We start from the raw sequence: 25,436 nt of genomic DNA, 5'->3' as shown, positions 1-25,436 counted from the left end.
CCCAAGGGGGGCGTTCGTCCTGGGGTGGCCCGACCGCGAGAAAAGCCCTCCGTTGCCTGTTCTGGGCGGCTCTGGTTATTTACGGCATCGCGGCCGCTGGGGTGCTGGGCGTGCGCTATTGGGTCCTTCCCAGGATAGACCAGTGGCGTCCCCAGATCGAGGCCTACGCCAGCCGGGCGCTGGGCTCCCGGGTCGCCATCGGCGCCATCGACGCGAATTGGCAGGGCCTGAATCCCAGGCTCGATCTTGCGTCCGTCCAAGTCTACGACGACGAGGTGGCTCCCGTGCTGACCCTGCCGTCCGTCTCCGCAGTGCTGGGCTGGCGCAGCATCCTGGCGTTGTCGCCCACGCTGGTGAGGCTACAGGTCGAACGGCCCGAGATCACGCTGCGGCGCGATGCCTCCAACCATCTGTGGGTGGCCGGCCAGGACATCGACCTGAATGCCGATAGCCATGGGTCGGACCTGGACCATCCCGCCTTGCGCTGGCTGGCCGCGCAACGGGAGCTGCGGGTCAGCGGCGCCACAGTCCGCTGGCAGGACGAACGGCGCCAGGCGCCCGAACTGACGCTTTCCGGGGTGGACTTCCTGGCGCGCAACGGCAGCCTGTCGCATCGCTTCGTCCTCCGGGCCGCGGCCGGCGATGCGCTGGCGCGCAACCTCGAATTGCGCGGGGAATTCAACCGCGCCCTGTTCGCGGTGAACGCGGCGAATCCCGGCAACTGGAGCGGGCAGCTCTATGCCCAAGTGGACGATGCGGAACCGCTGGCCTGGGCGCCGTGGTTCGAACTTCCCAAGGCGGCGGGCCGCATCAGCGCGCGCGCCTGGCTGCAACTGGAACGCGGCAAATTCACGGAGTTGACCGCGGACGCCGCGGTGCGCGGCGCGCGCTGGGCGGCGGGGGCGGAAGGCCCCGCCGTGAAGGCCGGCTACGTCCAGGCGCGCATCCAGGGCCTGCCCGGCGATTTCGTCCAGCTTGAAAACGTGCCGCTGGCGCGCAGTCCGGGCGCCCCGGACGTGTCGGTCAGCGCAAAGGCCGAACAATTGGCCGCGACCTTGCCGGGCGTGTTCGAAGAGCCCACGCTGACGATGCGCGACCTGACGCTGGATGCCAGCGTCAAGGGGCCGGACGCCAAGCACTGGTACGTGGACGTCGCCCAACTGCACCTGGCCAACGACGACATCGACTTGCGGCTGCAGGGCCAGTGGCAGCGCGAAGGCAAGACGGCGGCGGGGAGCGCCGACATGCGCGGCACGATGGTCCGCGGCGCCATGCCCGCCATCCACCGCTACCTGCCGCTGGAGGTCAACGCCGACGCGCGCGAATGGCTGGCCACCGGCTTGCCGGCGGGCGAGATGCAATCCGCCTCCATCACGCTCAAGGGGGACCTGGACGATTTCCCCTATGGCGATCCCGCGGCCCAGGGCGAATTCGTCATCGCGGGCGCGTTTACCGGCGCCAAGGTCGACTACGCGCCCGCGCGCGGGCATCGCAAGGGCTGGCCGATGCTGGAGAACCTGGCCGGCAATTTCCGCATAGACAAAGTCAGTCTGGCGCTGGATAGCGCCGGCGGCGCGGTGGCCCACGTCGGGGCGGGCCAGACCGTGGCGCTGGGGGCGGTTTCCGCCACCATTCCCAACATGGAGCACGACTCCGAATTGCTGCTGGACGGGGAGACTTCCGGCGCGGTCCCGGCCTACCTGGCGCTAGCGGCGAATTCGCCCTTGGGCGAACTGCTGGACGGCGCCCTGGAAGAGGCCCGGGGAACCGGCGACTGGCGGGTCGGCCTCAAGCTGAAAGTGCCCTTGCTGAATACCGATGACACGCAGGTCCAGGGCCGCATCCGGTTCGCGGACAACAGCTTCACGTTCATGCCGGAAATGCCTTTGCTCAGCCAGATGCACGGGGACCTGGAGTTTTCGGAGAAGGGTATCGAGACCAAGGAGATCCGGGCCCAGTTCCTGGGCGGCCCCGCCAGGATCTTCGGCCGGCTGACCCAGGGGACGGATGCGCTGCGGTTCGAGGGCACGCTGGCCGGGCCGGCGCTGACCCAGTTGAGCAACACGCCTTCCATGTCGCGTTTTTCGGGCAAGGCCGCCTACAAGGGCAAGGTGGGCTATCAGCGCGGCGGCGCGGTGGACATCTCGGTCGAATCCGACCTGGTGGGCATGGCGATCGACATGCCCGCGCCGGTGGGCAAGCCGGCGCAGGCCTCGCAGCTATTCAAGGCACAGTGGTCGCCCGCGCAGGACCGCGGCGCCCAGAACCGGCGCTGGCTCACCGCCAGCCTGGGCGACGGCGTCAATGCGCTGTTCGAGCGTTCCCCGTCCGACGGCGCGCCGTCGTACTTCGCGCGCGGGGCGCTGGGCATCGGCCGCCCGGCCAGCCTGCCGGAGCAGGGGCTGAGCCTGAACGCCAGCCTGCCGGAACTGGACCTGGACGCCTGGGAAAAGGTGTCCGACGGATTCAGCCCCGCCGCCGGCAAGGGCGGGGCGAAAGGCAAGGCCGCCCCGCCCATGCTGCCCGAGGCCGAACGCATCAGCCTGGCGGCCGGGGTGCTGCGCACCAGCGGCTACATCCTGAACGATCTGACGCTGTACGCCACGCGGCCCGGGCCGGCGCAGTGGCGCGTGGACCTGCAATCGCGCCAGGCCGCGGGTTCGCTGGAGTGGCGCGAAGCTTCCGGCGCCATCGCCGGGCAGATCACCGCGCGCCTGAAGCACCTGTCGCTGGGAGGCGAGGGCGATACCAACAACGCGGACGAGGCGCTGTCGTCGGGCAGCGACCTGTCGGACATTCCCGCGATCGATCTGCAAGCCAAGGAATTCCGGCTTTACGGCAAGAACCTGGGCGAACTCCAGGTGCTGGGCACCAATCTGGAGCGCGGCCGCCAATGGCGGCTGGACAAGCTCTCCATCGTCAACGATGCGGCCTCCCTGAACGCAACGGGCAATTGGCGGCTGGAAGGGGCGGACCGGGGGCTGACCGTGGACGCGTCGGTGAAATACGAAGACGTCGGCAAGTTCCTGGACCGCATCGGCTTCGAAAAGGTGGCCTCCGGCGGCCAGGGCACCATGCAAGGCAAGGCCACGTGGCGCAACCTGCCCTGGACCCACAAGATCGAAGACCTGTCGGGCGAGGTCGACGTCAGCCTGGACAAGGGCCGCTTCATGCACGTCAATTCCCGCACGGCCCGCCTGCTGGAACTGCTGTCCCTGCAATCGCTGCAGCGGCTGGCGCGGCTGGACGTGAACCCGACCAATCTGCTGCGCGACGGCTTTCCGTTCGACACCATCCGCGGCCGCGTGAACGTGGCGGACGGGGTGGCGTCCACGGAGGGCTACAAGATCAACGGCCCCGTCGCGGCGATCGTGCTGGCGGGCGGCGTCAACATCATCCGCGAACGCTGGGACCTGAAGGCGGTGGTGATCCCCAACCTCGACGCCAGCGGCGCGGCCATGGTGACGGCGCTGGCGGTCAACCCGCTGATCGGCCTGGGCGCGTTCGTGACGCAGTGGCTGCTGAAGCAGCCGCTGGCGCGCGCGATGACCATGGAATACGCCGTGACGGGCAGTTGGGACGATCCCAAGATCGAACCGATGGACGCGTCCGGCAAGTCCGTGGCGGACAAGCAGACCAAGCGCCCCGAGGCACCGGGCCGGCTGGAAGACTTCCTGGGCAACTAGGCCGTCGGCCGAGCGCCGACCCCAAGAATAACCGCGGCAATAAAAATGGATCCCCAAGCAAAACGGCTCCCCCACGATCCAGGCCGCGCGGATCCGGCTCCGCCGGTCCGCAGCGGCGCCCCCCTGGGGGGGAAGCGCGCAGCGCTTCGGGGGGGTTACTTCTTCTTCATCATGTCGAAGAATTCGGCATTCGTCTTGGTGGCGCGCATCTTGTCCAGGATGAATTCCATGGATTGGACTTCGTCCATGTCGTGGATGAACTTGCGCAGCACCCAGACCTTCTGCAACAGGTCGGGGGCGATCAGCAGCTCTTCGCGGCGGGTGCCCGACTTGTTCAGGTTGATCGACGGGTAGACGCGCTTTTCGGCCAGGCGGCGCTCGAGGTGGACTTCGGAGTTGCCCGTGCCCTTGAACTCTTCATAGATGACTTCATCCATGCGGCTGCCGGTTTCGATCAGCGCCGTGCCCAGGATGGTCAGCGAACCGCCTTCTTCCAGGTTGCGGGCCGCGCCGAAGAAGCGCTTGGGACGTTGCAGGGCGTTGGCGTCCACGCCGCCGGTCAGCACCTTGCCGGAGGCCGGCACCACGGTGTTGTAGGCGCGGGCCAGACGGGTGATCGAGTCCAGCAGGATCACGACGTCCTTCTTCATTTCGACCAGGCGCTTGGCCTTTTCGATGACCATTTCGGCGACCTGCACGTGGCGGGTGGCGGGTTCGTCGAAGGTCGACGCCACCACTTCGCCGCGCACCGTGCGCTGCATTTCGGTCACTTCTTCCGGGCGTTCGTCGACCAGCAGGACGATCATGACCGCGTCAGGGTAGTTCGTGGTGATGGCGTGCGCGATGTGCTGCATCATCACCGTCTTGCCCGACTTGGGGCTGGCGACGATCAGGCCGCGCTGGCCCATGCCGATGGGGGCGAAGACGTCGAGGATGCGGCCGGTGAGGTTTTCCTCGCTCTTGATGTCGCGTTCCAGGCGCATGGTGCGGTTCGGATGCAGCGGCGTCAGGTTCTCGAACATGATGCGATGCTTGATCGCTTCCGGCGCCACGCCGTTGACCTTGTCCACCTTCACCAGGGCGAAATAGCGCTCTCCGTCCTTGGGCGTGCGCACTTCGCCTTCGATCGAGTCGCCGGTGTGCAGGTTGAAGCGGCGGATCTGCGAAGGAGAGATATAGATGTCGTCCGTGCTGGCCAGATACGAGGTCTCGGGCGAGCGCAGGAAGCCGAAGCCGTCGGGCAGGACTTCCAGCACGCCGTCGCCGAAGATCTGCTCGCCCTGCTTGGCGCGCCGTTTCATGATGGCGAACATCAGCTCCTGCTTGCGCAGGCGGTTTGCGTTCTCGATTTCGAGGCCGGCGGCCATTTCCAGCAGCTGCGAGACGTGCAGCGCCTTCAGTTCGTTGAGGTGCATCGCGGTGATTGGTGGGGGAAAAGTAGAGGAGGGTTCTGGCGGCGCGCCACGGACGGGCTCGCGCGGTATTGAATGAGCGCCGCCACCAGGGCGGCGCCTTCGTTCACAGCACGCAGTTTACAACGCGCCGTCCAGGAATGCGGTGAGTTGCGACTTCGACAGCGCGCCAACTTTGGTGGCGGCGGCCTGGCCGTCCTTAAAGAGCATAAGGGTGGGAATGCCACGGATGCCGTACTTGGCGGCGGTGCCCTGGTTTTCGTCCACGTTCAGCTTGGCGACCGTCAGGCGGCCGGCGTACTCGGTGGCGACTTCTTCCAGGATCGGGGCAATCATCTTGCAGGGGCCACACCAGGCAGCCCAGTAGTCCACCAGCACCGGCTGGCCGGACTTCAACACATCGGCATCGAAGCTCGCGTCACTGACGTTCTTGATTTGGTCGCTCATGAGGTGATTCTCGGTTCGGCAGCAAAGGGCGCGTAAAAGGGGACGCGCCTTGCCGTTGTTCTTGTTTGTGGAATGGACTAAAGCATACCACTGTCAATAACAACAGGCATACCACTGTTAATAACAACAGGGTTTGCCGGATTTGTGTAGGATGTTGCGGCGCAGTTGTCGCGATCCGGGCCCATGCAGCCCCGATGCGCCGGCTGTGACTGTCATCATCCTACCGAATCCGGAGCTGGTCAGGTCGTGCGCATCCCACCGGGAGCCGCGCAGAACCTGGGCTTATCCGTAAAATGTCGGTTTTTTTCCACAGATGTTGGGGATAACTTGGCCACTCCACGTTACACCGAGGCGTCCATTCGCGTCCTGAAGGGGCTGGAGCCCGTGCGCCAGCGCCCGGGCATGTACACCCGAACCGAAAACCCCCTGCACGTCGTGCAGGAGGTCATTGATAACGCCGCAGACGAGGCATTGGCCGGTTACGGCAAGCAGATCCAGGTCACGCTGCACCCGGACGGCAGCGTTTCCGTCGAGGACGACGGGCGGGGCATCCCCGTCGGCCTGCACCCCGAAGAGCACGCTCCCGTCGTGGAGCTGGTGTTCACCCGCCTGCACGCGGGCGGCAAGTTCGACAAGGCGGGCGGCGGGGCGTACGCCTTCTCCGGCGGCCTGCACGGCGTCGGCGTCTCCGTCACCAACGCCCTGGCCACGCGGCTGGAAGTGGTGGTGTGGCGCGATGGCGCGGTCAACCGGCTGGTCTTCAAGGGCGGCGACGTCGCCGAACCCCTGGCGCCGTACGACCAGGGCGGCCGCAAGAAGTCCGGCACCCGCGTGCGCGTCTGGCCGGACGCCAAGTATTTCGACAGCCCCAACATCCCGCTGGGCGAACTGACGCACCTCCTGCGCAGCAAGGCCGTGCTGCTGCCCGGCGTCAAGGTGTCCTTCGTCAACGAAAAGACCGGCGACACCAAGACCTGGCAGTACCAGGACGGCCTGCGCGGCTATCTGTCCGAGGCGCTGTCCGGGGCGGAGCTGATGGTGCCGTTCTTCGAGGGCCAGCAGTACGCCGGCGCCGACCACGAGAACTTCGCCGAGGGCGAGGGCGCCCAATGGGTGGTGGCCTGGACGGAAGACGGCAACGCCGTGCGCGAGTCCTACGTCAACCTGATTCCCACGCCGGCCGGCGGCACCCACGAATCGGGCCTGCGCGAAGGCCTGTTCGGCGCGGTCAAGGGCTTCGCCGAACTGCACAGCCTGCTGCCCAAGGGCGTGAAGCTGCTGCCCGAGGACGTCTTCGCGCGCGCCAGCTTCGTGCTCTCGGCCAAGGTGCTGGACCCGCAATTCCAGGGCCAGATCAAGGAACGCCTGAACAGCCGCGACGCGGTGCGCCTGGTGGGCGGCTTCTCCAAGAGCGCGCTGGACCTGTGGCTGCACAGCAACGTCGAATACGGCAAGAAGCTGGCCGAACTGGCGATCCGCCAGGCCCAGGCGCGCCAGCGTTCCGCCCAGAAGGTGGAAAAGCGCAAGAGCTCGGGCGTGGCAGTGCTGCCGGGCAAGCTGACCGACTGCGAATCCAGCGACGCGTCGCGCACCGAAGTGTTCCTGGTCGAGGGCGACTCCGCGGGCGGCTCGGCCAAGATGGGCCGCGACAAGGAATTCCAGGCCATCCTGCCGCTGCGCGGCAAGGTGCTCAACTCCTGGGAAGTGGACCGCGACCGGCTGTTCGCCAACAACGAGATCCATGACATTTCCGTCGCCATCGGGGTGGACCCGCATGGCCCCGGCGATACGCCGGACCTGTCCGGCCTGCGCTACGGCCGCATCTGCATCCTGTCCGACGCCGACGTCGACGGTTCGCACATCCAGGTGCTGCTGCTGACGCTGTTCTACAAGCACTTTCCCAAGCTGGTCGAGGCCGGGAACGTCTTTGTGGCCAAGCCGCCGCTGTTCCGCCTGGACGTGCCGGCGCAGGGCAAGCGCCCGGCCCGCAAGATCTACTGCCTGGACGACGGCGAACTCGAGGCCGCGCAGGACAAGCTGCGCAAGGAAGGCGTGCGCGAAGGCGCCTGGGCCGTCAGCCGCTTCAAGGGCCTGGGCGAAATGAATCCCGAGCAGTTGTGGGAAACCACCATGAACCCGGACACGCGCCGCCTGCTGCCGGTGGGCTACGGCGACCAGACCCCCGAAGACACCACCCGCATGTTCGACATGCTGATGGGCAAGGGCGAATCGTCGCAGCGCCGCGCCTGGATCGAAGAGAAGGGCAACCTGGCGGAGCTGGATATCTGATGATGTCCGACCAGCCCGACCAAGCCCGGATGACCGTCCAGATGACGGCCGACGACTACGCGGAGTTCGCGGCCTACGTGTACAAGCGTCCCGAACTGCGCCGCCGCCGCTACCGGTCCCACCTGCGTTTCGCGGTCCTGATGATCGTGGCCTTGCTGGCCTACCTGATCTGGCAGACCTGGGACGGCAAGGGGCCGGACTGGGGGCGGATACTGCCCGTGTATTTCGAGGGGCTGGCCGTGGGGCTGGGCATCCTCGCGCTGCTGGCGCTGGCCTACGAGTTCGCCTTGCCGCCGCTGGTCAGGATGAACACCCGGCGCATGCTGAAAAAGCAGCCCGACGACCTGTTCCTGGGCCAGCACCGGCTGGACTTCGGATCCGAGGGCATTTCGGACACGACGGCCACCGCCTCCGGGCGCATGGACTGGTCCGATATCCGCCGGGTTGAAGAAACCCCGCAGCACCTGTACGTCATCCTGGGCACCTTGCAGGGCGTGATCATTCCCAAGCGCGGCCAGGACGCCGCTACGTTGGAGGCGGTGCGAGCCCAGTTGCGCGCGCACGTCGCCGATACGCAGTTGGCGCCGTCCGCTTGAGGCGCTTAGACGCCGTTCCGATGAAATTGTCTATCTGAAACCATCATGACCGACAGCAATCAACCCGGCTTGTTCGACTCCACCCCGCCCGATGGCGACGGGGATGCCGCCATCACCCTGGCGCGCTATGCCGAGCAGGCCTATCTGGACTATGCCGTTTCCGTGGTGCGGGGCCGCGCCCTGCCGGACGTGGGCGACGGGCAGAAGCCCGTGCAGCGCCGCATTCTCTTCGCCATGCAGGCGATGGGCCTGTCCGCCGGCGCCAAGCCGGTGAAATCCGCGCGCGTCGTGGGCGACGTGCTGGGCAAGTATCACCCGCATGGCGACCAGGCCGCCTACGACGCCATGGTGCGCATGGCGCAGGACTTTTCGCTGCGCTATCCGCTGATCGACGGCCAGGGCAATTTCGGTTCGCGCGACGGCGACAACGCCGCCGCCATGCGATACACGGAAGCCCGCCTGACGCCCATCGCCAAGCTGCTGCTGGACGAACTGGACGAAGGCACCGTGGACTTCGTGCCCAACTACGACGGCAGCCAGGAAGAACCGCAGATGCTGCCGGCGCGCCTGCCCGTGATGCTGCTGAACGGCGCGTCGGGCATCGCGGTCGGCATGGCGACCGAAATCCCGCCGCACAACCTGCGCGAAGTGGCGCAGGCCTGCGTGGCGCTCATCAAGCATCCGCAGTTGCCGGACGCCGAACTGCACGCGCTCATCCCCGGGCCGGACTTCGCCGGCGGCGGGCAGATCATCACGCCCGCCGAAGACATCGCCCAGATCTACGCGGGCGGCCGCGGTTCCCTCAAGGTGCGCGCCCGCTGGCAGTTCGAGGAAATGGCGCGCGGCCAGTGGCAACTGGTGGTCACCGAGCTGCCCCCGGGCACTTCGGGCCAGAAGGTGCTGGAGGAAATCGAGGAAATCACCAACCCCAAGGTGAAGACCGGCAAGAAGAGCCTGACGCCCGAGCAGACGCAGGCCAAGGCGGTCATGCTGAACCTGCTGGACGCGGTGCGCGACGAATCAGGCAAGGACGCCGCCGTGCGCCTGGTGTTCGAACCCAAGACCTCGCGCGTGGACCGCGACGAATTCGTCAACACGCTGCTGGCGCAGACCAGCATGGAAAGCAGTTCTTCCATCAACCTGGTGTGCATCGGCACCGACGGCAGGCCGCGCCAGAAGGGCCTGCGCGGCGTCCTGGTCGAATGGCTGGCGTTCCGCACCGACACCGTGGTGCGGCGCACGCGCTTCCGCCTGGACAAGGTCATCGACCGCATCCACGTGCTGGAAGGCCGGATGGTCGTCTACCTGAACGTGGACGAAGTGATCCAGACGATCCGCGAATCGGACGAGCCCCGCGCCGCGCTGATGGAGCGCTTCAAGCTGTCCGAGCGGCAGGCCGAGGACATCCTCGAAATGCGCCTGCGCCAATTGGCCCGCCTGGAAGGCTTCAAGATCGAGCAGGAACTGGCGGACAAGCGCAAGGACCAGGTCAGCCTGCAGGAACTGCTGGACAATCCTTCCGCGCTCAAGCGCCTCCTGATCAAGGAGATCGAGGCCGACGCCAAGCAGTACGGCGACGACCGCCGCACGCTGATCGAGACCGCCGAACGCGCCGTGCTCGAAACCAAGGTGCTGGACGAACCCGTCACCGTGGTGGTGTCGCAGAAGGGCTGGCTGCGGGCCCGCCAGGGCCACGGCCACGACGCCGCGCAATTCGGCTTCAAGCAGGGCGACGACCTGTACGGCGCGTTCGAGTGCCGCACCACCGATACCCTGATCGCCGTGGGCGACAACGGGCGCGTCTACTCCGTGCCGGTCGCCGGGCTGCCTTCGGCGCGCGGCGACGGCCAGCCGGTCACCACCATGATCGACCTGGGGCCGGGCACGCGCATCGTCCACACGATCGCGGCGGCCGCCGACAGCCGCTGGCTGCTGGCCACGCGCGGCGGCTACGGCTTCGCCGCCAGGCTCTCCGACATGGTCAGCCGCCAGCGCGCGGGCAAGCAGTTCATCACGCTGGAAGAGGGCGACGAACTGCTGCGCCCGGTGCCGCTGTTCGCGGGCGCCACGCAGCTTGCGCTGCTGTCGCACAAGGGCAAGTTCCTGGTCTTCGGCCTGGACGAGGTCAAGACCCTGTCGGGCGGCGGACGCGGCACCATCCTGATGGGCCTGGATCCGTCCGACAAGCTGGACCAGACCGTGCCGATCGGCGCGGGCGGCCTGCGCGCCGCGGGCATCTACCGCAACAAGCACACCGAGGACATCCTGGCCGGCGCGGCGCTGGCGCCCTACGTCGGCAAGCGGGCCCGCAAGGGGCGCGCGCTGGACGTCCGGCCCAAGCAGCCGGTGCTGTCCCCGGTGCTGGGCTAGGCTGGCGATGCGCGTCCAACCGGCCGGGGCTCCCGAGCGGCTGGCCCAGGTGGACGCGCTGCGCGGCTTCGCGCTGTTCGGCATCCTGGTGGTCAACATCGGGGTGTTCTCATCGCCGTTCTACGGCGCCGGCATGGCCGACCCGGCGTACTCCCGCCCCGTGGACCTGGCCGTGCGATGGCTGATCGCCTGGCTGTTCGAGACCAAGTTCTACCTGCTGTTCTCGTTCCTGTTCGGCTACAGCTTCACCTTGCAGATGGCGGCGGCCGAACGCGGGCAGGCCGCGTTCACGCCCCGGTTCCTGCGCCGGCTGGCGGGGCTGGCCGTGCTGGGCGGCGCGCATGCCGTGCTGTTCTACCAGGGCGACATCCTCGTCACCTATGCCTTGCTGGGCGTGGGGCTGCTGCTGTGCCGGCGGATGGCCCCGGCGCGGGCGCTGCGCGCCGCGCTGTGGCTCGTCGTCGTGGCCTCCCTGTTGTGGGCCGTCCTGGGCGCGCTGGCCTTCCTGGACCCGGCGCCGGCCGATTACGCGGCGCAATACAAGGCGGATGCGCTGTCGGCCATCGAGGCCTACCGCGGCACCATCGGCAGCACCATCGCCCAGCACGTCAAGGAACTGGCCGAGGCCGTCTGGTTCACGGTCCTCTTCGTGCAGGGCCCGTTCGTCTTCGCCATGTTCCTGGCCGGCTACGCGCTGGGCCGCCGTGAAGCGCTGGCCGACCCCTGGCGCCGCCCGCAAGCGCTGGGCCTGCTGTGCGCGCTGGGGCTGCTGCCGGGCCTGGCCGGCTCGGCGGCGTACGCCACCGCCGCGCTGCCTTCCGCGGGCGCCGCCTGGGAACTGCCCGGGCTGGCGGCCGACCTGCTGACCGCGCCGCTGCTCAGCATGTCCTATGCGGCCGCTTTCCTCCTGGCGCTGCGCACGCGTCCGGGCGCGCGGATCGGCGGCTGGCTCGCGGCGGCGGGGCGCATGGCGCTGACCAACTACCTGATGCAGTCCGTCGTCTGCGCCTTTCTTTTCACCGCCTGGGGCCTGCGGCTGTTCGCCGCGGTGCCGCCGCTGGCGGCCTTCGGCATGGCCGTGGCCATTTTCGCGGCCCAGCTTCCGCTGTCCGCATGGTGGCTGCGGCGGCATGCCTACGGCCCGGTGGAATGGTTCCTGCGCGCGCTCACCCTCGGCGCCCGGCCGGCCTGGCGGCGCGCGCGGGCGGGCTGATCAGGCCGGGTCCGTCCGCAACCGGCCGGCGGGGGCGCCGCCGTCGCGCCGGCCCTGGCGCATCCACATGCCCGCCAGCAACAACAGCGCGGGCACGTACACCCAGAAGTCGGACCAGCGCTGCGGGTTCGGCATTTTCACTTCCAGCACGTCCCAGCCCTGTTCCCAGCCGGCGCGCTGCGCGCGGCTGCCGAAGCGCAGGCCGCCGATCTGCGTCTGGTCGCCCAGGCTCATCAGCGTCAGCCCGGCTTCGGCCAGGCGCTTGCGGCCCGCTTCCGGCGTGCCGGCGCCCGGCGTCTCGGCGCCCGGCGACAGCTCGGGCAGGGCGACGGCGACGGTCTTGGTCAGATCGTCGCCTTCCAGGTTGATCCCGCGCAGCACCACCGTCAGGCGGCCGTTGTCCGGCAGCGCGGCGGCGATAGCCTGCAACTCGGATGCCGGGCGGCTTTCGTGGCGCGGCGCGAAATGGTCCATGAACCAGTCCGGACGGAAGAGCATGAACGTCACCAGCAGCAGCACGCCGACTTCGAGCAGCGTGCAGCGCGTGCGGAACCATTTCATGGTGGCCGCCGCGAAGGTCAGCGAGGCGAGGGTGGCGCCGGCCACGACCAGCGCCAGCTCCCAGCCGTAGCTGACGTCGATCAGCAGCAGCATTGGGTTGAACACGAACATGAACGGCAGGATGGCCGTGCGCGCCGCGTAGGTGGCCCCCTGGATGCCGGTCTTGATCGGGTCTTCGCCGGAGATCGCGGCCGCCGCGAAGGTGGCCAGGCCCACCGGCGGCGTGATGTCCGCCATGATGCCGTAATAGAACACGAACATGTGCACGGCGATCAGGGGGATGACCAGCCCGTTCTGGGCGCCCAGTTCCACCACCACCGGGGCCATCAGCGTGGCCATCAGGATGTAGTTGGCCGTCGTGGGCATGCCCAGGCCCAGGATCAGGCACACCACCGCCGTGAAGATCAGCATCAGCAGCACGTTGCCCATCGACACCAGCTCGACGAACGCCGTCATGCGCAATCCCAGGCCCGTCAGGGTGATGGCGCCGACGATCAGGCCCGCGGTGCCGCAGGCGATGGCGATGCCGATCATGTTGCGGGCGCCTTCCTCCAGGCCGCCGATGGCGTCGCGCCATCCCTGGCGCCAGGCGGGCCCCGCCGGCTGTTTGCGGAACCACGCGATCAGCGGACGCTGCGTGACCATCTGGAACAGCATCGCCATCGCCGCCCAGAACGCCGACAGGCCCGCCGACAGTTCTTCCACGCTCAGGCACCAGACCAGGATGCCGATGGGTATCAGGAAGTACAGCCCGGCGCGCACGGTGGGCCAGGGCTGCGGCCGCACCGGGTGGTTGATGTCGATGTCCTGCGGCAGGTCGGGGTGGCGGGCCGCGATGCGCAGCAGCCACAGGTAGAGCGCCGCCAGGACGGCCAGCAGCACCCAGGTGGCGGCGGCGCCCGCCACCGCCTGTATGCCTGTGCCGATGTAGTAGACCGCGCCCATCACCACCAGGGTGCCGCTGATGCCCATGCCCCAACCCGCCAGCTTCTGCAGCGGCGTGCGGACGGGGCCGGAAGCCATCATGGGCTGGATGCCGAGTTTCAGGGCTTCCAGGTGGACGATGTAGAAGAGCGCGATGTACGAGATGGCGGCCGGCAGGATCGCGTGGCGGATGATGTCGGTATAGGGGATGCCGACGTATTCGATCATCAGGAAGGCGGCCGCGCCCATGACGGGCGGCATGATCTGGCCGTTGACCGACGAGGCGGTCTCGATCGCGCCCGCGCGCACGCCGCCGTAGCCGGCCTTTTTCATGAGGGGAATCGTGAAGATGCCGCCCGTCACCACGTTGGCCACCGACGACGCCGACACCAGGCCGTTGACGGCGGAGGACACCACGGCCACCTTGGCCGGGCCGCCGCGCAGATGGCCCAGCAGCGCGAACGAGACCTGCATCATGTAGTTGCCGGCGCCGCACCTGTCCAGCATGGAGCCCAGCAGCACGAAGATGAAGATGTACGACACCGACACGCCCAGCGCCACGCCATAGACGCCCTCGGTGGTGAGCCACATGTGGGACATCAGGCGTTCCAGCGACGCGCCCCGGTGCGCCAGCACGTCGGGCAGCCAGGGGCCGGCCAGCGCGTAGGCGACGAACACCAGGCCCAGCACCGTCATGGGCAGGCCCAGCGCGCGGCGCGTTACTTCCAGCAGCAGCGCCAGCCCGATGACGGCCGTGGCCACGTCCATCGTCGTGGGCTGCCCGGGGCGGCCGGCCAGTTCGTTATAGAACAGGTACAGATAGCTGCCGCAGAAGGCCGCCATCAGCGCCAGCGCCCAGTCGTACCAGGGCATGCGGTCGCGCGCGGACCGCTTGCTGGCCGGATACGCCAGGTAGCCCAGGAACATGGCGATGCCCAGGTGCAGCGCGCGCGCCTCGGTGTCGTTGAAGATTCCCCAGTTCAGCGAGAACGGCAGCGGGGACGCGTACCAGAGCTGGAACACGGACCAGATCAGCGCGCCCGCGGCCAGCGTGGCGCCCGCGACGCCGCGGACGTTGCGGCCTCCGCGGTCGGCGTCGGCGACCAGTTGTTCGAGGTCCGGGGCCGGCGTATGCGGCTCTTTTGTCATGAAATTCCCCTACGAGTCATGGCGCGCGCCGTGGAGCGGCGCGCGTTGTGTCCTTGCGCGCGGCGGCGGCGCGCACGGGGCGGCAGCCGCCGGGACCGCGCGCGAGCCCGCCGGGCCAGTGAGCGCGGTCCCTTCCGGCCCGCCGGGCTGGCGGTCCCGCGGCCTTAGAGCAGGCCCTTTTCCTTGAAGTACTTTTCGGCGCCCGGATGCAGCGGCGCCGACAGCCCGTTCTTCACCATGTCGGCGGCCTTCAGGTTGGCGAAGGCCGGGTGCAGCTTCTTGAAGTCGTCGAAGTTGTCGAACACGGCCTTGACCACGGTGTAGACGGTGGCCTCGGGCACGTCGGCCGACGTGACGAAGGTGGCGGTGACGCCGTAGGTCTTGGTTTCGGCCGGGTTGTTCGGATACAGCCCCGCCGGAATCGAGGCGTGCGCGTAGTAGGGGTATTTTTCGACCAGCTTGTCCACCGCGGGGCCGGTCAGCGACACGAGCTTGGCGCCGCAGCTTGTGGTGGGGTCCTGGATGTTGGCCGACGGGTGGCCGACGCCATAGAAAAAGCCGTCGATCTTGCCGTCGCACAGCGCCGAGCCGTGCTCGTCGGGGCGCAGTTCCGACGCGAGCGCGAAGTCCTTCAGCGTCCAGCCCATGGTGGCCAGCAGTTCTTCCATCGAGGAGCGGGTGCCCGAGCCGGGGTTGCCGACGTTGAAGCGCTTGCCCTTCAGGTCCTCGAAGGTCTTGATGTTGGCTTCCTTGCGCGTCACCACGGTGAACGGCTCGGGATGGATCGAGAAGACCGAGCGCAGCTTGGGATAGGGGCCCGCCTGCTTGAACTGGCCTTCGCCGCTGTAGGCGTTGAAGCCGACGTCGGACTGCACGACGCCCAGGTCCAGTTCGCCCGCCTTGATGGTGTTGGCGTTGAAGACCGAGCCGCCGGTCGATTCCACCGAGCAGCGGATGCCGTGGGTGGCGCGGTCCTTGTTGACGAGACGGCAGATGGCGCCGCCGGCGGCATAGTAGACGCCGGTGACGCCGCCGGTGCCGATACTGACGAACTTCTGCTGGGCGGCGGCGGGCGCCGGCGCCGTGGACAACAATGCCGTGGCCAGGCCCGCCGCGGCGAGCGTCCAGGCATTGCGATGGCCCAAGGGGTGTTTGACGGACGTGGTCATGCCAACTCCTTTTGGGGTTTTTCCCCGTGAGATTGCCGGTCTCTGCCGGCGGTCGGCGCATCCCGCGAGCCGCGGAACGCCCTGTGCGAATCGTCACGTACCCGCGCGAGGCGGGCGAAGGCGCGGCGGATTCCCCCCGCCGCGCCGGCAGGCGCCGCCTAGGCGGGCGCCTGCGCGATGGCGGCGTCGATGGCGCCCGCCAGGCGTTCGGTCAATTGGTCCAGTTCGTCGTCCGTGATGATGAAGGGCGGAGCGAGCAGCACGTGGTCGCCCTGGCGGCCGTCGAGGGTGCCGCCCATCGGATAGACCATCAGCCCGCGCGCCATGGCCTCGCGCTTGATGCGCGCGTGCAGCGCAAGCGCGGGGTCGAAGGTCTGCTTGGTTGTCCGGTCCCGCACCAGTTCGATGCCCATGAACAGGCCTCGGCCCCGGATGTCTCCGACCCGCGGGTGGGCGCCCAGCGCGCGTTCGAGCCGTTCGCGCAGGCCGGCGCCTTGTTCGCGCACGCGCGCCAGCAGGCCGTCGCGCCGGATCACGTCCTGCACGGCGAGCGACGCCGCGCAGGCCACCGCGTGCCCCAGGTAGGTGTGGCCGTGCTGGAAGAAGCCGCTGCCCTGCTGCATGGCGTCCACGATGCGCCGCTGCGCCATCACCGCGCCGATGGGCTGGTAGCCGCCGCCCAGGCCCTTGGCGATGGCGATCAGGTCGGGCGTCACGCCCTCCTGTTCCACCGCGTACAGCGTGCCGGTGCGGCCCATGCCGCACATCACTTCGTCGGCGATCAGCAGCACGCCGTGGCGGTCGCAGACTTCGCGGATGCGGCGGAAGTAGCCGGGCACCGCCGTGAGCGCGCCGGCGGTGGCGCCGACCACGGGTTCGGCCACGAACGCCATGACGCTGCCCGGGCCCAGCCGTTCGAACGTCTGCTCCAGTTCCAGGGCCAGCCGTTCGCCGTACTGCTCGGCGCTTTCGCCTTCGCGCTGGTCGCGGTAGGCATAACAGGGCGAGACGTGCTCGACCTCGATCAGCAGCGGCGCGAATTGCGCGCGGCGCCACGCATTGCCGCCCACCGCCAGCGCGCCCAGCGTGTTGCCGTGGTAGCTCTGCCGCCGCGCCACGATGTGGCGGCGCTCGGGCTGGCCGATTTCCACGAAGTACTGGCGGGCCATTTTCAGTGCCGCCTCCACGGCCTCGGACCCGCCCGACACGAAATAGGCGTGCGAAATGCCCTCCGGCGCGTCGGCGACCAGGCGGTCGGCCAGGCGCTCGGCGACTTCCGTCGTGAAGAAACTGGTGTGCGCATAGGCCAGCGCGTCGATCTGCGCGTGCATGGCGGCCTGGACGTCGGGGTGGTTGTGCCCCAGGCACGAGACCGCGGCGCCGCCCGATCCGTCGAGGTAGGCGCGGCCGGCGCTGTCATAGACCCACGCGCCCTGGCCGCGCACGGCGACAGGAGGCGTCTGGCGTAGGGAGCGATGCAGGACGTGGGTATGGCTCATGGGCGGTTCCGCAATGCAGGCGTTGAAGACGAATCCGGGACGGCGTCAGGCGGGCCGGCGGGCCTGGCCGCCGGTCCAGTAAATGTTGTCGGTAAGCAGGCGCTGTTCCACCTCGGTCAGGCGGCTCAGCACCTCGTCTCCGCCGCGCGCGGTCAGGCGCGCGATCAGGTGTTCGGCCAGGCCCAGCAGGCCGGCGGTGGTATGGAAAAAGGACCCGGGGCCCTGGCGCGCCGGGCGGGCCTGCACGCCGTCGCGGTCCGGCGGGGCGAAGCGCAGCGTGTGGCGGGCTTCCACGGCAAGCGGCGACAGCGGGTCGTCGGTCAGCGCGATGAGCGCGACGCCGCGCTGGGCCGCCTGGCGGGCCAGCAGCACGGTGGCGGTGGGATAGGGCGCCTGCGAAATCACGATCAGCGCGTCGCCGGCGCCCAGGTTGTCGGCCTGTTCGGCGGGCGCGCCGCCCAGGCCGTCGATCAGCACGCTGTTGCGGCGGACCAGTTGGTAGGCATAGCGCATCTGGAAGGCGATGCCGAACGCGGAGCGCGTTCCCAGGAAGCCGACCTGCCTGGCTTCCAGCAGGGTCTGCACCGCGGCGTCGAAGGCGGGGGGCGGATTCAGCGCGCACACCGAGCCCATGGCCTGGATCTGGTATTCGGTCAGCACGTCGTGGCCGGGCGGGGCGGGTTCGCCCGCCGCGGCCTGCAAGGCGGCGGCACGGTCGCGCAGCCCCGGCTTGCCGTGTCCCGCCAGCGCCTGCTGGAAAGGCAGGCGGAAATCCTCGTAGCTGGAGAATCCGACGGCCCGCGCCAGCCGCAGCATCGTGGCGGGCGCGACGCCCAGCGCCTGGGCCTGGCGCCGCATCGACCACAGCCCCACTTCCGCGGGATGCGCCGCGACCCACCTGGCCGCCCGCTGCAATTCCGGGGGCAGGCGTTCCAGTTTTTCCTGGAGGACGAGGAGCAGGTCCGATGGCAGGGACATATCGGGCAGGGCCTTGGAAAAAACACATGATAAATCTGTGTTCAATAAGAAAACATATGTTTTTTATAGGGACTTCCACCTAGGGTTCCCAGGGGACTCCCCGCGAGCGGCTCCCGGTCGGCAAGTCCATGAATCTTGCTGCCATCCGCTGCAAATTCGTATTCATTTATTTACATCGCGCAGGGGCATTTTTGTTTGACTCGAATAGATCGTGCGCATATCATTCGTATAGAAATGAATTTGTCCGAACCCACTTCCACCATGACTGACGCCGCGAAATCCGATCCCTCACAGCAGTACGACCTGCGCATTTTGCGGGCCCTGCGCCGCATCACGCGGTCGATCGCGCTGCATTCGCGCCAGTTGTCCGCCGTCAGCCATATCACCGCGCCGCAACTGATGTGCCTGCGCACCGTGATCGGCAATGGCCCGATGACGGCCACGGCCATCAGCCGCGAAATGCACGTCAGTCCCAGCACCGTCGTGGGCATCCTGGATCGCCTGGAAGACAAGGGCCTGATCCGCCGCGAACGCGGCCGCGAAGACCGCCGCATCGTATTCGTCACGGCCACGGAAGCCGGGCGCGAACTGGCGCAAGGCGCGCCTTCGCCGCTGCAGAAACATCTGGCCGACGCGCTCAATGCGCTGCCGGAACTCGAACAGGCCACCATCACGCTGTCCCTGGAGCGCATCGTGGCGCTCATGGAACAGGACGGCCAGGCCGCCGTCGACACGCATGGCGATGTGTCGTCGCCCATCCTTGAAGTGCCCACGGGCGGGGCACCCCCAGAATCGGGAATCGTCGCATGAAGAAAAACGAACTGGATACCCCAACCCTCTCAAGTGCCGTGGCGCCGGCGGTCAACGCGCAGACCCATACCATGCGTCTGCCCGACCGCAAAGACGGCGCCGCCATCCACCGCCTCATTTCCGAGTGCCCGCCACTCGACCTGAATTCCCTCTACGCGTACCTGCTCCTCGCCGAGCACTTCCGCGACACCTGCGTCCTGGCCGAAAGCTCCGGCGGACGTATCGACGGTTTTATCTCCGCTTATGTGATCCCGGCCCGGCCCGACGTCCTGTTCGTCTGGCAGGTCGCGGTGCACACCCGCGCACGCGGCCATCGGTTGGGCCGCGCCATGCTTCGCGAGCTCTTGCGCCGCAAGGGTCTCGAGCATGTCCGCTATCTCGAAACCACGGTGGGGCCTGACAACCAGGCATCGCGCCGCAGTTTCGCCGGCCTGGCCGGCGAACTGGGCGCCCACGTCTCCGAACAGCCGTTCTTCGACCGGCAACTCTTCGGCGGCGCGGACCATGACGACGAGATGTTGTTGAGGATAGGTCCGTTCGCCTTGCCGACCCCTTAGGGGTAGCGCAAGCCCAGCGGTCTTATCGAAATACCGGGATGGTCAAGTCGATCCGGATGCGTCCGCGCGCCCGGAGGGATTCCGGCCGTCCATCAACTTATGAGATGAAAGGGAGGATTAATCATATGGACTTGAAAATCTTTGACCGGATGGAGTCGGAGGTACGGGGCTACATCCGGTCGTTTCCCGTGATCTTCAGCCAGGCCAGGGGTTCGACGCTGATCGATGAGGACGGCACCGAGTACATCGATTTCTTCAGCGGCGCCGGCACCCTGAACTATGGCCACAACAATCCTGTTCTCAAGGAAAAGCTGCTGGAGTATGTGCAGTCGGACGGCGTCGTCCATGGCCTGGACATGGCCACCAGCGCGAAGAAGCGTTTCCTGGAGACGGTGGATCGCGTGCTGCTCAAGCCGCGCAACTGGCAGTACACCCTGCAGTTCACCGGCCCGACCGGGACCAACGCCGTCGAGGCCGCGCTGAAGATCGCCCGGCAGGTCAAGCGCCGCCCGAACGTGATTTCGTTCACCCACGGCTTCCATGGCGTGAGCGGCGGCTCGCTGGCGGTGACCGCCAACATGAAGTTCCGCGAAGCCTCCGGCTACGCGCTGGGCAACACCACGTTCATGCCCTACGACGGCTATTTCGGGCCGGACGTGGACACCATGGCCTATATGGAACGCATGCTGGAGGACCCCAGCAGCGGCATGGACAAGCCCGCCGCCGTCATCGTGGAAACGGTGCAGGGCGAAGGCGGCGTCAACGTCGCCACCCTGCGCTGGCTGAAGGAACTGGAAAAGCTCTGCAAGCGCCACGACATGCTGCTCATCGTGGACGACATCCAGGTCGGCTGCGGCCGGACCGGCACGTTCTTCAGCTTCGAGGCCGCGGGTATCCGGCCCGACATCATCACCCTGTCGAAGTCGCTGTCCGGTTTCGGCCTGCCGATGTCGCTGGTGCTGATGAAACCCGAGCTGGACATCTGGAAGCCGGGCGCCCACAGCGGCACGTTCCGCGGCAACAACCTGGCCTTCGTCACGGCGACGCAGGCGCTGGAAACCTATTGGGCCAACACCGCCTTCACCGCCGACATCCAGCGCAAGGAGCGCCAGGTGCGCGACTGGCTGGAGAACCTGGTGCACAGCTATCCCAACGCCGGCCTGTCGGTGCGCGGCCGCGGCCTGATCCAGGGGCTGGTGTGCAACGCCACGCCCGCCCTGGCCAACCGCATCGCGCAGAACGCCTTCAAGAAGGGCGTCGTGATCGAGACCTCGGGCGCGCAGGACGAAGTGCTGAAGCTGCTGCCTGCCCTGACGATCGAGGAAGAGCTGCTGGGCAAGGGCCTGGAAGTGATCGAGGCCAGCGTCGCGGAAGCGCTCGCCGAAGAAGGGCAGTCCGCCCGCATCCTGAAATTTGGAGGAAAACGTCAATGATCGTACGCAATGTCAAAGATGTGATCGGCACCGCCGACGAAGTCCGCACCGATACCTGGGTCAGCCGCCGCGTGCTGCTGAAGAAGGACGGGATGGGGTTTTCCTTCCACGAAACCACCATCTTCCCGGGCGGCCGCACCCATATCCACTACAAGAACCATCTTGAAGCGGTGTGGTGCATCGAAGGCGACGGTTCCATCGAAACCATTGCCGACGGCAAGAAGTACGACCTGGGACCCGGCGTGGTCTATGCCCTGAACGAGCACGACGAGCACTGGCTGTGCGGCGGCAAGGAGCCGCTGCGCGTCATCTGCGTCTTCAACCCGCCGCTGACCGGCCAGGAAGTGCATGACAAGGAAGGCGTCTACGCATTGCCCCAGGCCGAGGCCCAGGCAGCCTGATACAAGGAGGTTCGCATGATCTCACCTGCACAGGATCCGTACGCCTCGCGCACGGATCGAAGTTCCGCCATCATCGCCCGCCAGGATCCGGTGGTCTACGAAAACGGCCAATACGCCGGCGCCCTGGGCGCCGAGCAGATCGGGCAGTACGAGCGCGACGGTTTTCTCCTGCTGGAAAACCTGTTCTCCGAAGACGAGATCCGCGCGCTGTCGTCCGAGGTCGAGCGCATGACGCGCGATCCCTCGATCATCCGCCGCGAAGAGTCCATCACCGAGCCGGGCAGCAATGCCGTGCGCTCCATCTTCATGGTGCACGTGCTCAACCCCATCCTGGCGCGCCTGGTGCGCGATCCCCGGCTGGTCAACGTGGCGCGGCAGATCCTCGGATCCGAGGTGTACATCCACCAATCGCGCGCCAATATGAAGCCCGGCTTCAAGGGCAAAGAGTTCTACTGGCACTCCGATTTCGAGACCTGGCACGTCGAGGACGGCATGCCCGCGATGCGCGCCCTCAGTTGCTCGGTGCTGCTGACCGACAACAATGAGTGCAACGGCCCGCTGATGCTGGTGCCGGGCTCGCACCGGCAGTTCATCTCGTGCGTGGGCGAAACGCCCAACGAGCACTACAAGCAGTCGCTGAAAAAACAGGAGTACGGCGTGCCGGATCCGGTCAGCCTGCAACTGCTGGTGGAGCAGGGCGGCATCCGCTCCATGACGGCCAAGGCCGGCTCGGTGGTGTTCTTCGACTGCAACACGATGCACGGCTCCAACAGCAACATCTCGCCGTGGCCGCGCGCCAACGTGTTCATGGTCTACAACAGCATGGAGAACACCTTGAATCCGCCCAAGTACGGGCTGACGCCGCGTCCCGAACATATCGCGACGCGCAAGGGATTCAAGGCGGTCACGCCGCTGGACACCCTGAAGCTGGTCGGCGGCTGAACCCCCGCCGGCAGTCAGCAGAGCCCAGGCCAAGCCTGGGCTTTTTTGTTGGCGGACCGCTCTGCTATTCTTGGCGCACCCCGCCACCCAGGAACCCGGTACGCCATGTCCGCCCGCATCCTCAGCCTGCACATCTACCCGCTCAAATCCTGCGCGGGCATCGACCTGAACGAATCCTCCATCGACCGCGCCGGCCTGGCCTACGACCGCCGCTGGATGCTGATCGGGGAAGACGGGCAGTTCATGACGCAGCGCCAGTGGCCGGCCATGGCGCTGGTCCGCACGGCGCTCACGGCGGACGCCCTGCGCCTGTCGGCGCCCGGCATGCCCGACCTGGACGTGGCCCTGGACGGCTCGGGCCTCGAATCCGGCCCGCAGGACGTCACCGTCTGGAAGGACACGATCTCGGCCCGGCGCGAAAGCGCGGCCGCGGGGCGCTGGTTCTCCGAGTTCCTCAAGACGCCTTGCGGCCTGTACAAAGTAGACGCGGCCGCGCGGCGGCCGGCCAAGCTCGACTGGGTGTCGCGCTGGACCGAGGCGCACCCCGACCTCGCGGACACCTTTTCGGGAGACCACTACTTCGGTTTCGCCGACGGCTTCCCGCTGCTGGTGGCCAACCAGGCGTCGCTGGACGACCTGAACGCCCGCCTGCGGGCCAAGGGGGCCGCGCCGGTGCCGATGGACCGGTTCCGCCCCAATATCGTCGTCCAGGGCGAATGGGAGCCCTTCGAGGAAGACCACACCGCGATGATCGAGGCGGCGGGCGTGAAGATGGCGTTCGTCAAGCCCTGCACGCGGTGCTCGATCCCCGACATCGACCAGCGCACCGCCCAGCGCTACGACGAGCCGGGCCTGACCCTGGCGGGCTATCGCAATCTGGAAATCGGCGTGGTGTTCGGCCAGAACGCCATTCTCGACGCGCCCGCCGGGGCGCGCCTGAAGGTGGGCGACGAAGTCGGGATCGAACTGGATTTCTAGCCCGGCGCCCGGGCGGGCGGCCTCAGGCCGACGACAGCTTCAGGCCCACCAGGCCAAGCACGATGAGGGTGACGCTGGCGATGCGCATCCAACTGGTGGATTCGCCGAACAGCACGATGCCGGCCACGAAGGCGCCGATCGTGCCGATCCCCACCCAGACCGCGTAGGCGGTGCCCAGGGGCAGGGATTTCATGGCCACCGCCAGCAGCCAGACGCTGATGGCCATGCCGCCCGCGGTAACGAGGGATGGCCAGAAACGGGTGAATCCATGGGTGTACTTCAGGCCTACCGCCCAGACGATTTCGAAAAGGCCCGCGAGTACCAGGATGATCCAGGTCATAGTCGACTCCTGCTGCATTCAGGGGTCGTCCCCGGAGAGAGGCATGCCGGCCTGGCGGCCGCGCGCGGCAGCGGGCCGTCCCGCTGCGGCAAAAATTATAGAATACGGGCTTCCGACGGCAGAACCGGGTGCCGGGCATCGACTCTTGCAACACTTCGCGTTCCGGGCCGCGAAACCAGGATATTTCCATCATGCAACGCATAATGCTGCGGGCAAAGCTGCACCGCGTCACGGTCACCGAAGCCGACCTTCACTATGAAGGGTCTTGTGGCATCGACGAAGACCTGCTGGACGCTGCCGGCATGCGCGAGTTCGAACGCATCGAACTCTACAACGTCACCAACGGCGAACGCTTCGATACCTACATCATCAAGGCGGCCCGCGGCAGCGGCGCCATTTCCTTGAACGGCGCCGCCGCGCGCCGGGCCCAGGTCGGCGACCTGCTGATCATCTGCACGTACGGTCCGATGTCCGAAGCCGATTCGGCCGCGCACAAGCCGCAAGTCGTGCTGGTGGACGACGCGAACCGCGTCAAGGAAATCCGCAAGTTCCCGGCCTGACGCCGGGCCGCGCGCGGCGCCTGCCTTGCCGGCCGGCGCCGCGTCAACCCTGAACCGTTTCATCATGAGCTTCCAGGTCATCATCCAACCCAGCCAGCATCAATTCCCGGTCGAGCCCGGCCAGACCGTGCTCGACGCCGCCCTGGCCGCGGGCATCGTCCTGCCCTATAGCTGTCGCAACGGCGCGTGCTCCACCTGCAAGGGGCGCGTGGTTTCCGGGGAGTTCGATGCCGGGCAGTATCCGGCGCAGATCCTTTCGCCCGAGGAACTGGCCGACGGCTACACCCTGTTCTGCCAGGCCCGGCCCGCCTCCGACATGGTGGTGGAGTCCACCGAGGTCCGGCTGGCCAGCGACATCCAGATCCGCAAGCTGCCTTCGCGCGTGCAGACGCTCGAGCGCGTGGCGCCGGACGTGACGGTGATCAAGCTGCAACTGCCGGCGTCCGAGCAGTTCCGCTACTACGCCGGCCAGTACATCGAAGTCATCCTGAAGGACGGCCGCCGGCGCAGCTATTCCATGGCGGGCGCCCCGCACACCGGCAGCCCGCTCGAACTGCACATCCGCCACATGCCTGGCGGCGTCTTCACCGACCATGTGTTCGGCGCGGGCGACACGCAGATGAAAGAGCGCGAGATCCTGCGCCTGGAAGGGCCGTTCGGCTCCTTCTTCCTGCGCGAAGACAGCGACAAGCCCGTCGTGCTGCTGGCCAGCGGCACCGGCTTCGCGCCGGTCAAGGCGATCGTCGAGCACATGATTCACAAGAACATCAAGCGCCCCGTCGCGCTGTACTGGGGCGGACGCCGTCCGCGCGACCTCTACATGCACGAGCTGGCGCAATCGTGGTCGGCCCAACTGCCCGATTTCCGCTACGTGCCGGTGGTGTCCAATGCCTTGCAGGAAGACGGCTGGACCGGGCGCACAGGCTTCGTCCACGAAGCCGTCATGCAGGACATCGAGGACCTGTCGGGCCATCAGGTCTACGCCTGCGGCACGCCGCTGATGGTGGACGCGGCCCGGCGCGAGTTCAGCGCCCAGAACGGACTGCCCCCGGAAGAGTTCTACGCGGACGCCTTCACGTCCGAGGCCGACCTGGCGAAAGCCGCGTCCTGAGCCACCGGCCA

Annotated in this window: 20 protein-coding genes; 13 read left to right on the top strand and 7 right to left on the bottom strand. The window is 67.6% G+C overall.

Annotated elements, in window-relative coordinates; genetic code table 11:
- Positions 1-56: 56 nt before the first annotated feature.
- On the top strand, positions 57-3,686 hold the full coding sequence (locus tag AVE30378_RS09525; RefSeq protein ID WP_129240647.1) for a YhdP family protein: 3,630 nt from the start codon (positions 57-59) through the stop codon (positions 3,684-3,686).
- A 155-nt stretch (positions 3,687-3,841) separates the two neighbouring features.
- Here AVE30378_RS09525 and rho read toward each other — a convergent pair whose 3' ends face one another.
- Complete coding sequence (gene rho / locus AVE30378_RS09520; protein ID WP_006218533.1) at positions 3,842-5,101, bottom strand: transcription termination factor Rho; 1,260 nt, start codon at positions 5,099-5,101, stop codon at positions 3,842-3,844.
- Between the two features lie 117 nt (positions 5,102-5,218).
- Positions 5,219-5,545 carry a thioredoxin TrxA gene (gene trxA / locus AVE30378_RS09515; protein WP_129240598.1) on the bottom strand — a complete coding sequence of 109 codons (327 nt, stop codon included), beginning with the start codon at positions 5,543-5,545 and terminating at the stop codon, positions 5,219-5,221.
- Positions 5,546-5,872: 327 nt separating this feature from the next.
- On the opposite strand from trxA, the gene parE reads away from it, so the two are divergent.
- The 4 genes from parE to AVE30378_RS09495 are packed head-to-tail and all read left to right on the top strand — an operon-like array spanning position 5,873 to position 12,013.
- Positions 5,873-7,834 (top strand): DNA topoisomerase IV subunit B, encoded by a 1,962-nt coding sequence (parE, locus tag AVE30378_RS09510; protein ID WP_165360134.1) that lies wholly within the window; start codon positions 5,873-5,875, stop codon positions 7,832-7,834.
- Positions 7,835-7,836: 2 nt separating this feature from the next.
- The gene (locus AVE30378_RS09505) at positions 7,837-8,430 is read left to right on the top strand and encodes a YcxB family protein (protein WP_129240645.1); all 594 of its coding nucleotides are present in this window, start codon (positions 7,837-7,839) and stop codon (positions 8,428-8,430) included.
- 45 nt (positions 8,431-8,475) lie between these two features.
- The gene (gene parC, locus AVE30378_RS09500) at positions 8,476-10,800 is read left to right on the top strand and encodes a DNA topoisomerase IV subunit A (RefSeq protein WP_129240597.1); all 2,325 of its coding nucleotides are present in this window, start codon (positions 8,476-8,478) and stop codon (positions 10,798-10,800) included.
- A 7-nt stretch (positions 10,801-10,807) separates the two neighbouring features.
- Complete coding sequence (locus AVE30378_RS09495; RefSeq protein ID WP_129240596.1) at positions 10,808-12,013, top strand: DUF418 domain-containing protein; 1,206 nt, start codon at positions 10,808-10,810, stop codon at positions 12,011-12,013.
- Here AVE30378_RS09495 and AVE30378_RS09490 read toward each other — a convergent pair whose 3' ends face one another.
- The 4 genes from AVE30378_RS09490 to AVE30378_RS09475 form a co-directional block, all read right to left on the bottom strand.
- The gene (locus AVE30378_RS09490) at positions 12,014-14,647 is read right to left on the bottom strand and encodes a TRAP transporter permease (protein WP_129240595.1); all 2,634 of its coding nucleotides are present in this window, start codon (positions 14,645-14,647) and stop codon (positions 12,014-12,016) included.
- Between the two features lie 164 nt (positions 14,648-14,811).
- Positions 14,812-15,816, bottom strand: coding sequence for a TAXI family TRAP transporter solute-binding subunit (locus tag AVE30378_RS09485; RefSeq protein ID WP_129240594.1), 1,005 nt, complete (start codon positions 15,814-15,816; stop codon positions 14,812-14,814).
- 158 nt (positions 15,817-15,974) lie between these two features.
- Positions 15,975-17,315 carry an aspartate aminotransferase family protein gene (locus AVE30378_RS09480; RefSeq protein WP_129240593.1) on the bottom strand — a complete coding sequence of 447 codons (1,341 nt, stop codon included), beginning with the start codon at positions 17,313-17,315 and terminating at the stop codon, positions 15,975-15,977.
- Positions 17,316-17,360: 45 nt separating this feature from the next.
- Positions 17,361-18,293: a MurR/RpiR family transcriptional regulator gene (locus tag AVE30378_RS09475; protein ID WP_129240592.1), complete on the bottom strand. Its 933-nt coding sequence runs from the start codon at positions 18,291-18,293 to the stop codon at positions 17,361-17,363.
- 261 nt (positions 18,294-18,554) lie between these two features.
- On the opposite strand from AVE30378_RS09475, the gene AVE30378_RS09470 reads away from it, so the two are divergent.
- From AVE30378_RS09470 to AVE30378_RS09445, 6 genes are all read left to right on the top strand, one after another.
- Positions 18,555-19,103, top strand: coding sequence for a MarR family winged helix-turn-helix transcriptional regulator (locus tag AVE30378_RS09470; RefSeq protein ID WP_129240644.1), 549 nt, complete (start codon positions 18,555-18,557; stop codon positions 19,101-19,103).
- Positions 19,100-19,660 (top strand): diaminobutyrate acetyltransferase, encoded by a 561-nt coding sequence (gene ectA / locus AVE30378_RS09465; RefSeq protein WP_129240591.1) that lies wholly within the window; start codon positions 19,100-19,102, stop codon positions 19,658-19,660. Before AVE30378_RS09470 ends, ectA begins: the two co-directional genes overlap by 4 nt.
- A gap of 125 nt (positions 19,661-19,785) precedes the next feature.
- Entirely contained in the window at positions 19,786-21,093 is a 1,308-nt protein-coding gene (gene ectB, locus AVE30378_RS09460) for a diaminobutyrate--2-oxoglutarate transaminase (protein ID WP_129240590.1), read from the top strand.
- On the top strand, positions 21,090-21,494 hold the full coding sequence (locus AVE30378_RS09455) for an ectoine synthase (protein WP_129240589.1): 405 nt from the start codon (positions 21,090-21,092) through the stop codon (positions 21,492-21,494). The genes ectB and AVE30378_RS09455 overlap by 4 nt, the downstream gene beginning before the upstream one ends.
- Before the next feature lie 15 nt (positions 21,495-21,509).
- Positions 21,510-22,436 carry an ectoine hydroxylase gene (gene thpD, locus AVE30378_RS09450; protein ID WP_129240588.1) on the top strand — a complete coding sequence of 309 codons (927 nt, stop codon included), beginning with the start codon at positions 21,510-21,512 and terminating at the stop codon, positions 22,434-22,436.
- 105 nt (positions 22,437-22,541) lie between these two features.
- On the top strand, positions 22,542-23,414 hold the full coding sequence (locus AVE30378_RS09445; RefSeq protein WP_129240587.1) for an MOSC domain-containing protein: 873 nt from the start codon (positions 22,542-22,544) through the stop codon (positions 23,412-23,414).
- A 22-nt stretch (positions 23,415-23,436) separates the two neighbouring features.
- Here AVE30378_RS09445 and sugE read toward each other — a convergent pair whose 3' ends face one another.
- Positions 23,437-23,754 (bottom strand): quaternary ammonium compound efflux SMR transporter SugE, encoded by a 318-nt coding sequence (sugE, locus tag AVE30378_RS09440; protein ID WP_129240586.1) that lies wholly within the window; start codon positions 23,752-23,754, stop codon positions 23,437-23,439.
- 191 nt (positions 23,755-23,945) lie between these two features.
- On the opposite strand from sugE, the gene panD reads away from it, so the two are divergent.
- Positions 23,946-24,314: an aspartate 1-decarboxylase gene (gene panD, locus AVE30378_RS09435; RefSeq protein ID WP_062681977.1), complete on the top strand. Its 369-nt coding sequence runs from the start codon at positions 23,946-23,948 to the stop codon at positions 24,312-24,314.
- 64 nt (positions 24,315-24,378) lie between these two features.
- Entirely contained in the window at positions 24,379-25,425 is a 1,047-nt protein-coding gene (locus AVE30378_RS09430; protein ID WP_129240585.1) for a CDP-6-deoxy-delta-3,4-glucoseen reductase, read from the top strand.
- The last annotated feature ends 11 nt before the right edge of the window (positions 25,426-25,436 follow it).

This window comes from Achromobacter veterisilvae (assembly GCF_900496975.1).
GTDB lineage: Bacteria > Pseudomonadota > Gammaproteobacteria > Burkholderiales > Burkholderiaceae_B > Achromobacter > Achromobacter veterisilvae.
This window is presented reverse-complemented; position numbering and strand designations above follow the sequence as displayed.

What these genes read in the sequence shown, in the direction of transcription:
- rho (WP_006218533.1), bottom strand. Translation starts at nt 5,101, where the DNA reads ATGCACCTCAACGAACTGAAGGCGCTGCACGTCTCGCAGCTGCTGGAA.
- trxA (WP_129240598.1), bottom strand. Translation starts at nt 5,545, where the DNA reads ATGAGCGACCAAATCAAGAACGTCAGTGACGCGAGCTTCGATGCCGAT.
- AVE30378_RS09505 (WP_129240645.1), top strand. Translation starts at nt 7,837, where the DNA reads ATGTCCGACCAGCCCGACCAAGCCCGGATGACCGTCCAGATGACGGCC.
- parC (WP_129240597.1), top strand. Translation starts at nt 8,476, where the DNA reads ATGACCGACAGCAATCAACCCGGCTTGTTCGACTCCACCCCGCCCGAT.
- AVE30378_RS09495 (WP_129240596.1), top strand. Translation starts at nt 10,808, where the DNA reads ATGCGCGTCCAACCGGCCGGGGCTCCCGAGCGGCTGGCCCAGGTGGAC.
- AVE30378_RS09490 (WP_129240595.1), bottom strand. Translation starts at nt 14,647, where the DNA reads ATGACAAAAGAGCCGCATACGCCGGCCCCGGACCTCGAACAACTGGTC.
- AVE30378_RS09485 (WP_129240594.1), bottom strand. Translation starts at nt 15,816, where the DNA reads ATGACCACGTCCGTCAAACACCCCTTGGGCCATCGCAATGCCTGGACG.
- AVE30378_RS09480 (WP_129240593.1), bottom strand. Translation starts at nt 17,315, where the DNA reads ATGAGCCATACCCACGTCCTGCATCGCTCCCTACGCCAGACGCCTCCT.
- AVE30378_RS09475 (WP_129240592.1), bottom strand. Translation starts at nt 18,293, where the DNA reads ATGTCCCTGCCATCGGACCTGCTCCTCGTCCTCCAGGAAAAACTGGAA.
- AVE30378_RS09470 (WP_129240644.1), top strand. Translation starts at nt 18,555, where the DNA reads ATGACTGACGCCGCGAAATCCGATCCCTCACAGCAGTACGACCTGCGC.
- ectA (WP_129240591.1), top strand. Translation starts at nt 19,100, where the DNA reads ATGAAGAAAAACGAACTGGATACCCCAACCCTCTCAAGTGCCGTGGCG.
- ectB (WP_129240590.1), top strand. Translation starts at nt 19,786, where the DNA reads ATGGACTTGAAAATCTTTGACCGGATGGAGTCGGAGGTACGGGGCTAC.
- AVE30378_RS09455 (WP_129240589.1), top strand. Translation starts at nt 21,090, where the DNA reads ATGATCGTACGCAATGTCAAAGATGTGATCGGCACCGCCGACGAAGTC.
- thpD (WP_129240588.1), top strand. Translation starts at nt 21,510, where the DNA reads ATGATCTCACCTGCACAGGATCCGTACGCCTCGCGCACGGATCGAAGT.
- AVE30378_RS09445 (WP_129240587.1), top strand. Translation starts at nt 22,542, where the DNA reads ATGTCCGCCCGCATCCTCAGCCTGCACATCTACCCGCTCAAATCCTGC.
- sugE (WP_129240586.1), bottom strand. Translation starts at nt 23,754, where the DNA reads ATGACCTGGATCATCCTGGTACTCGCGGGCCTTTTCGAAATCGTCTGG.
- panD (WP_062681977.1), top strand. Translation starts at nt 23,946, where the DNA reads ATGCAACGCATAATGCTGCGGGCAAAGCTGCACCGCGTCACGGTCACC.
- AVE30378_RS09430 (WP_129240585.1), top strand. Translation starts at nt 24,379, where the DNA reads ATGAGCTTCCAGGTCATCATCCAACCCAGCCAGCATCAATTCCCGGTC.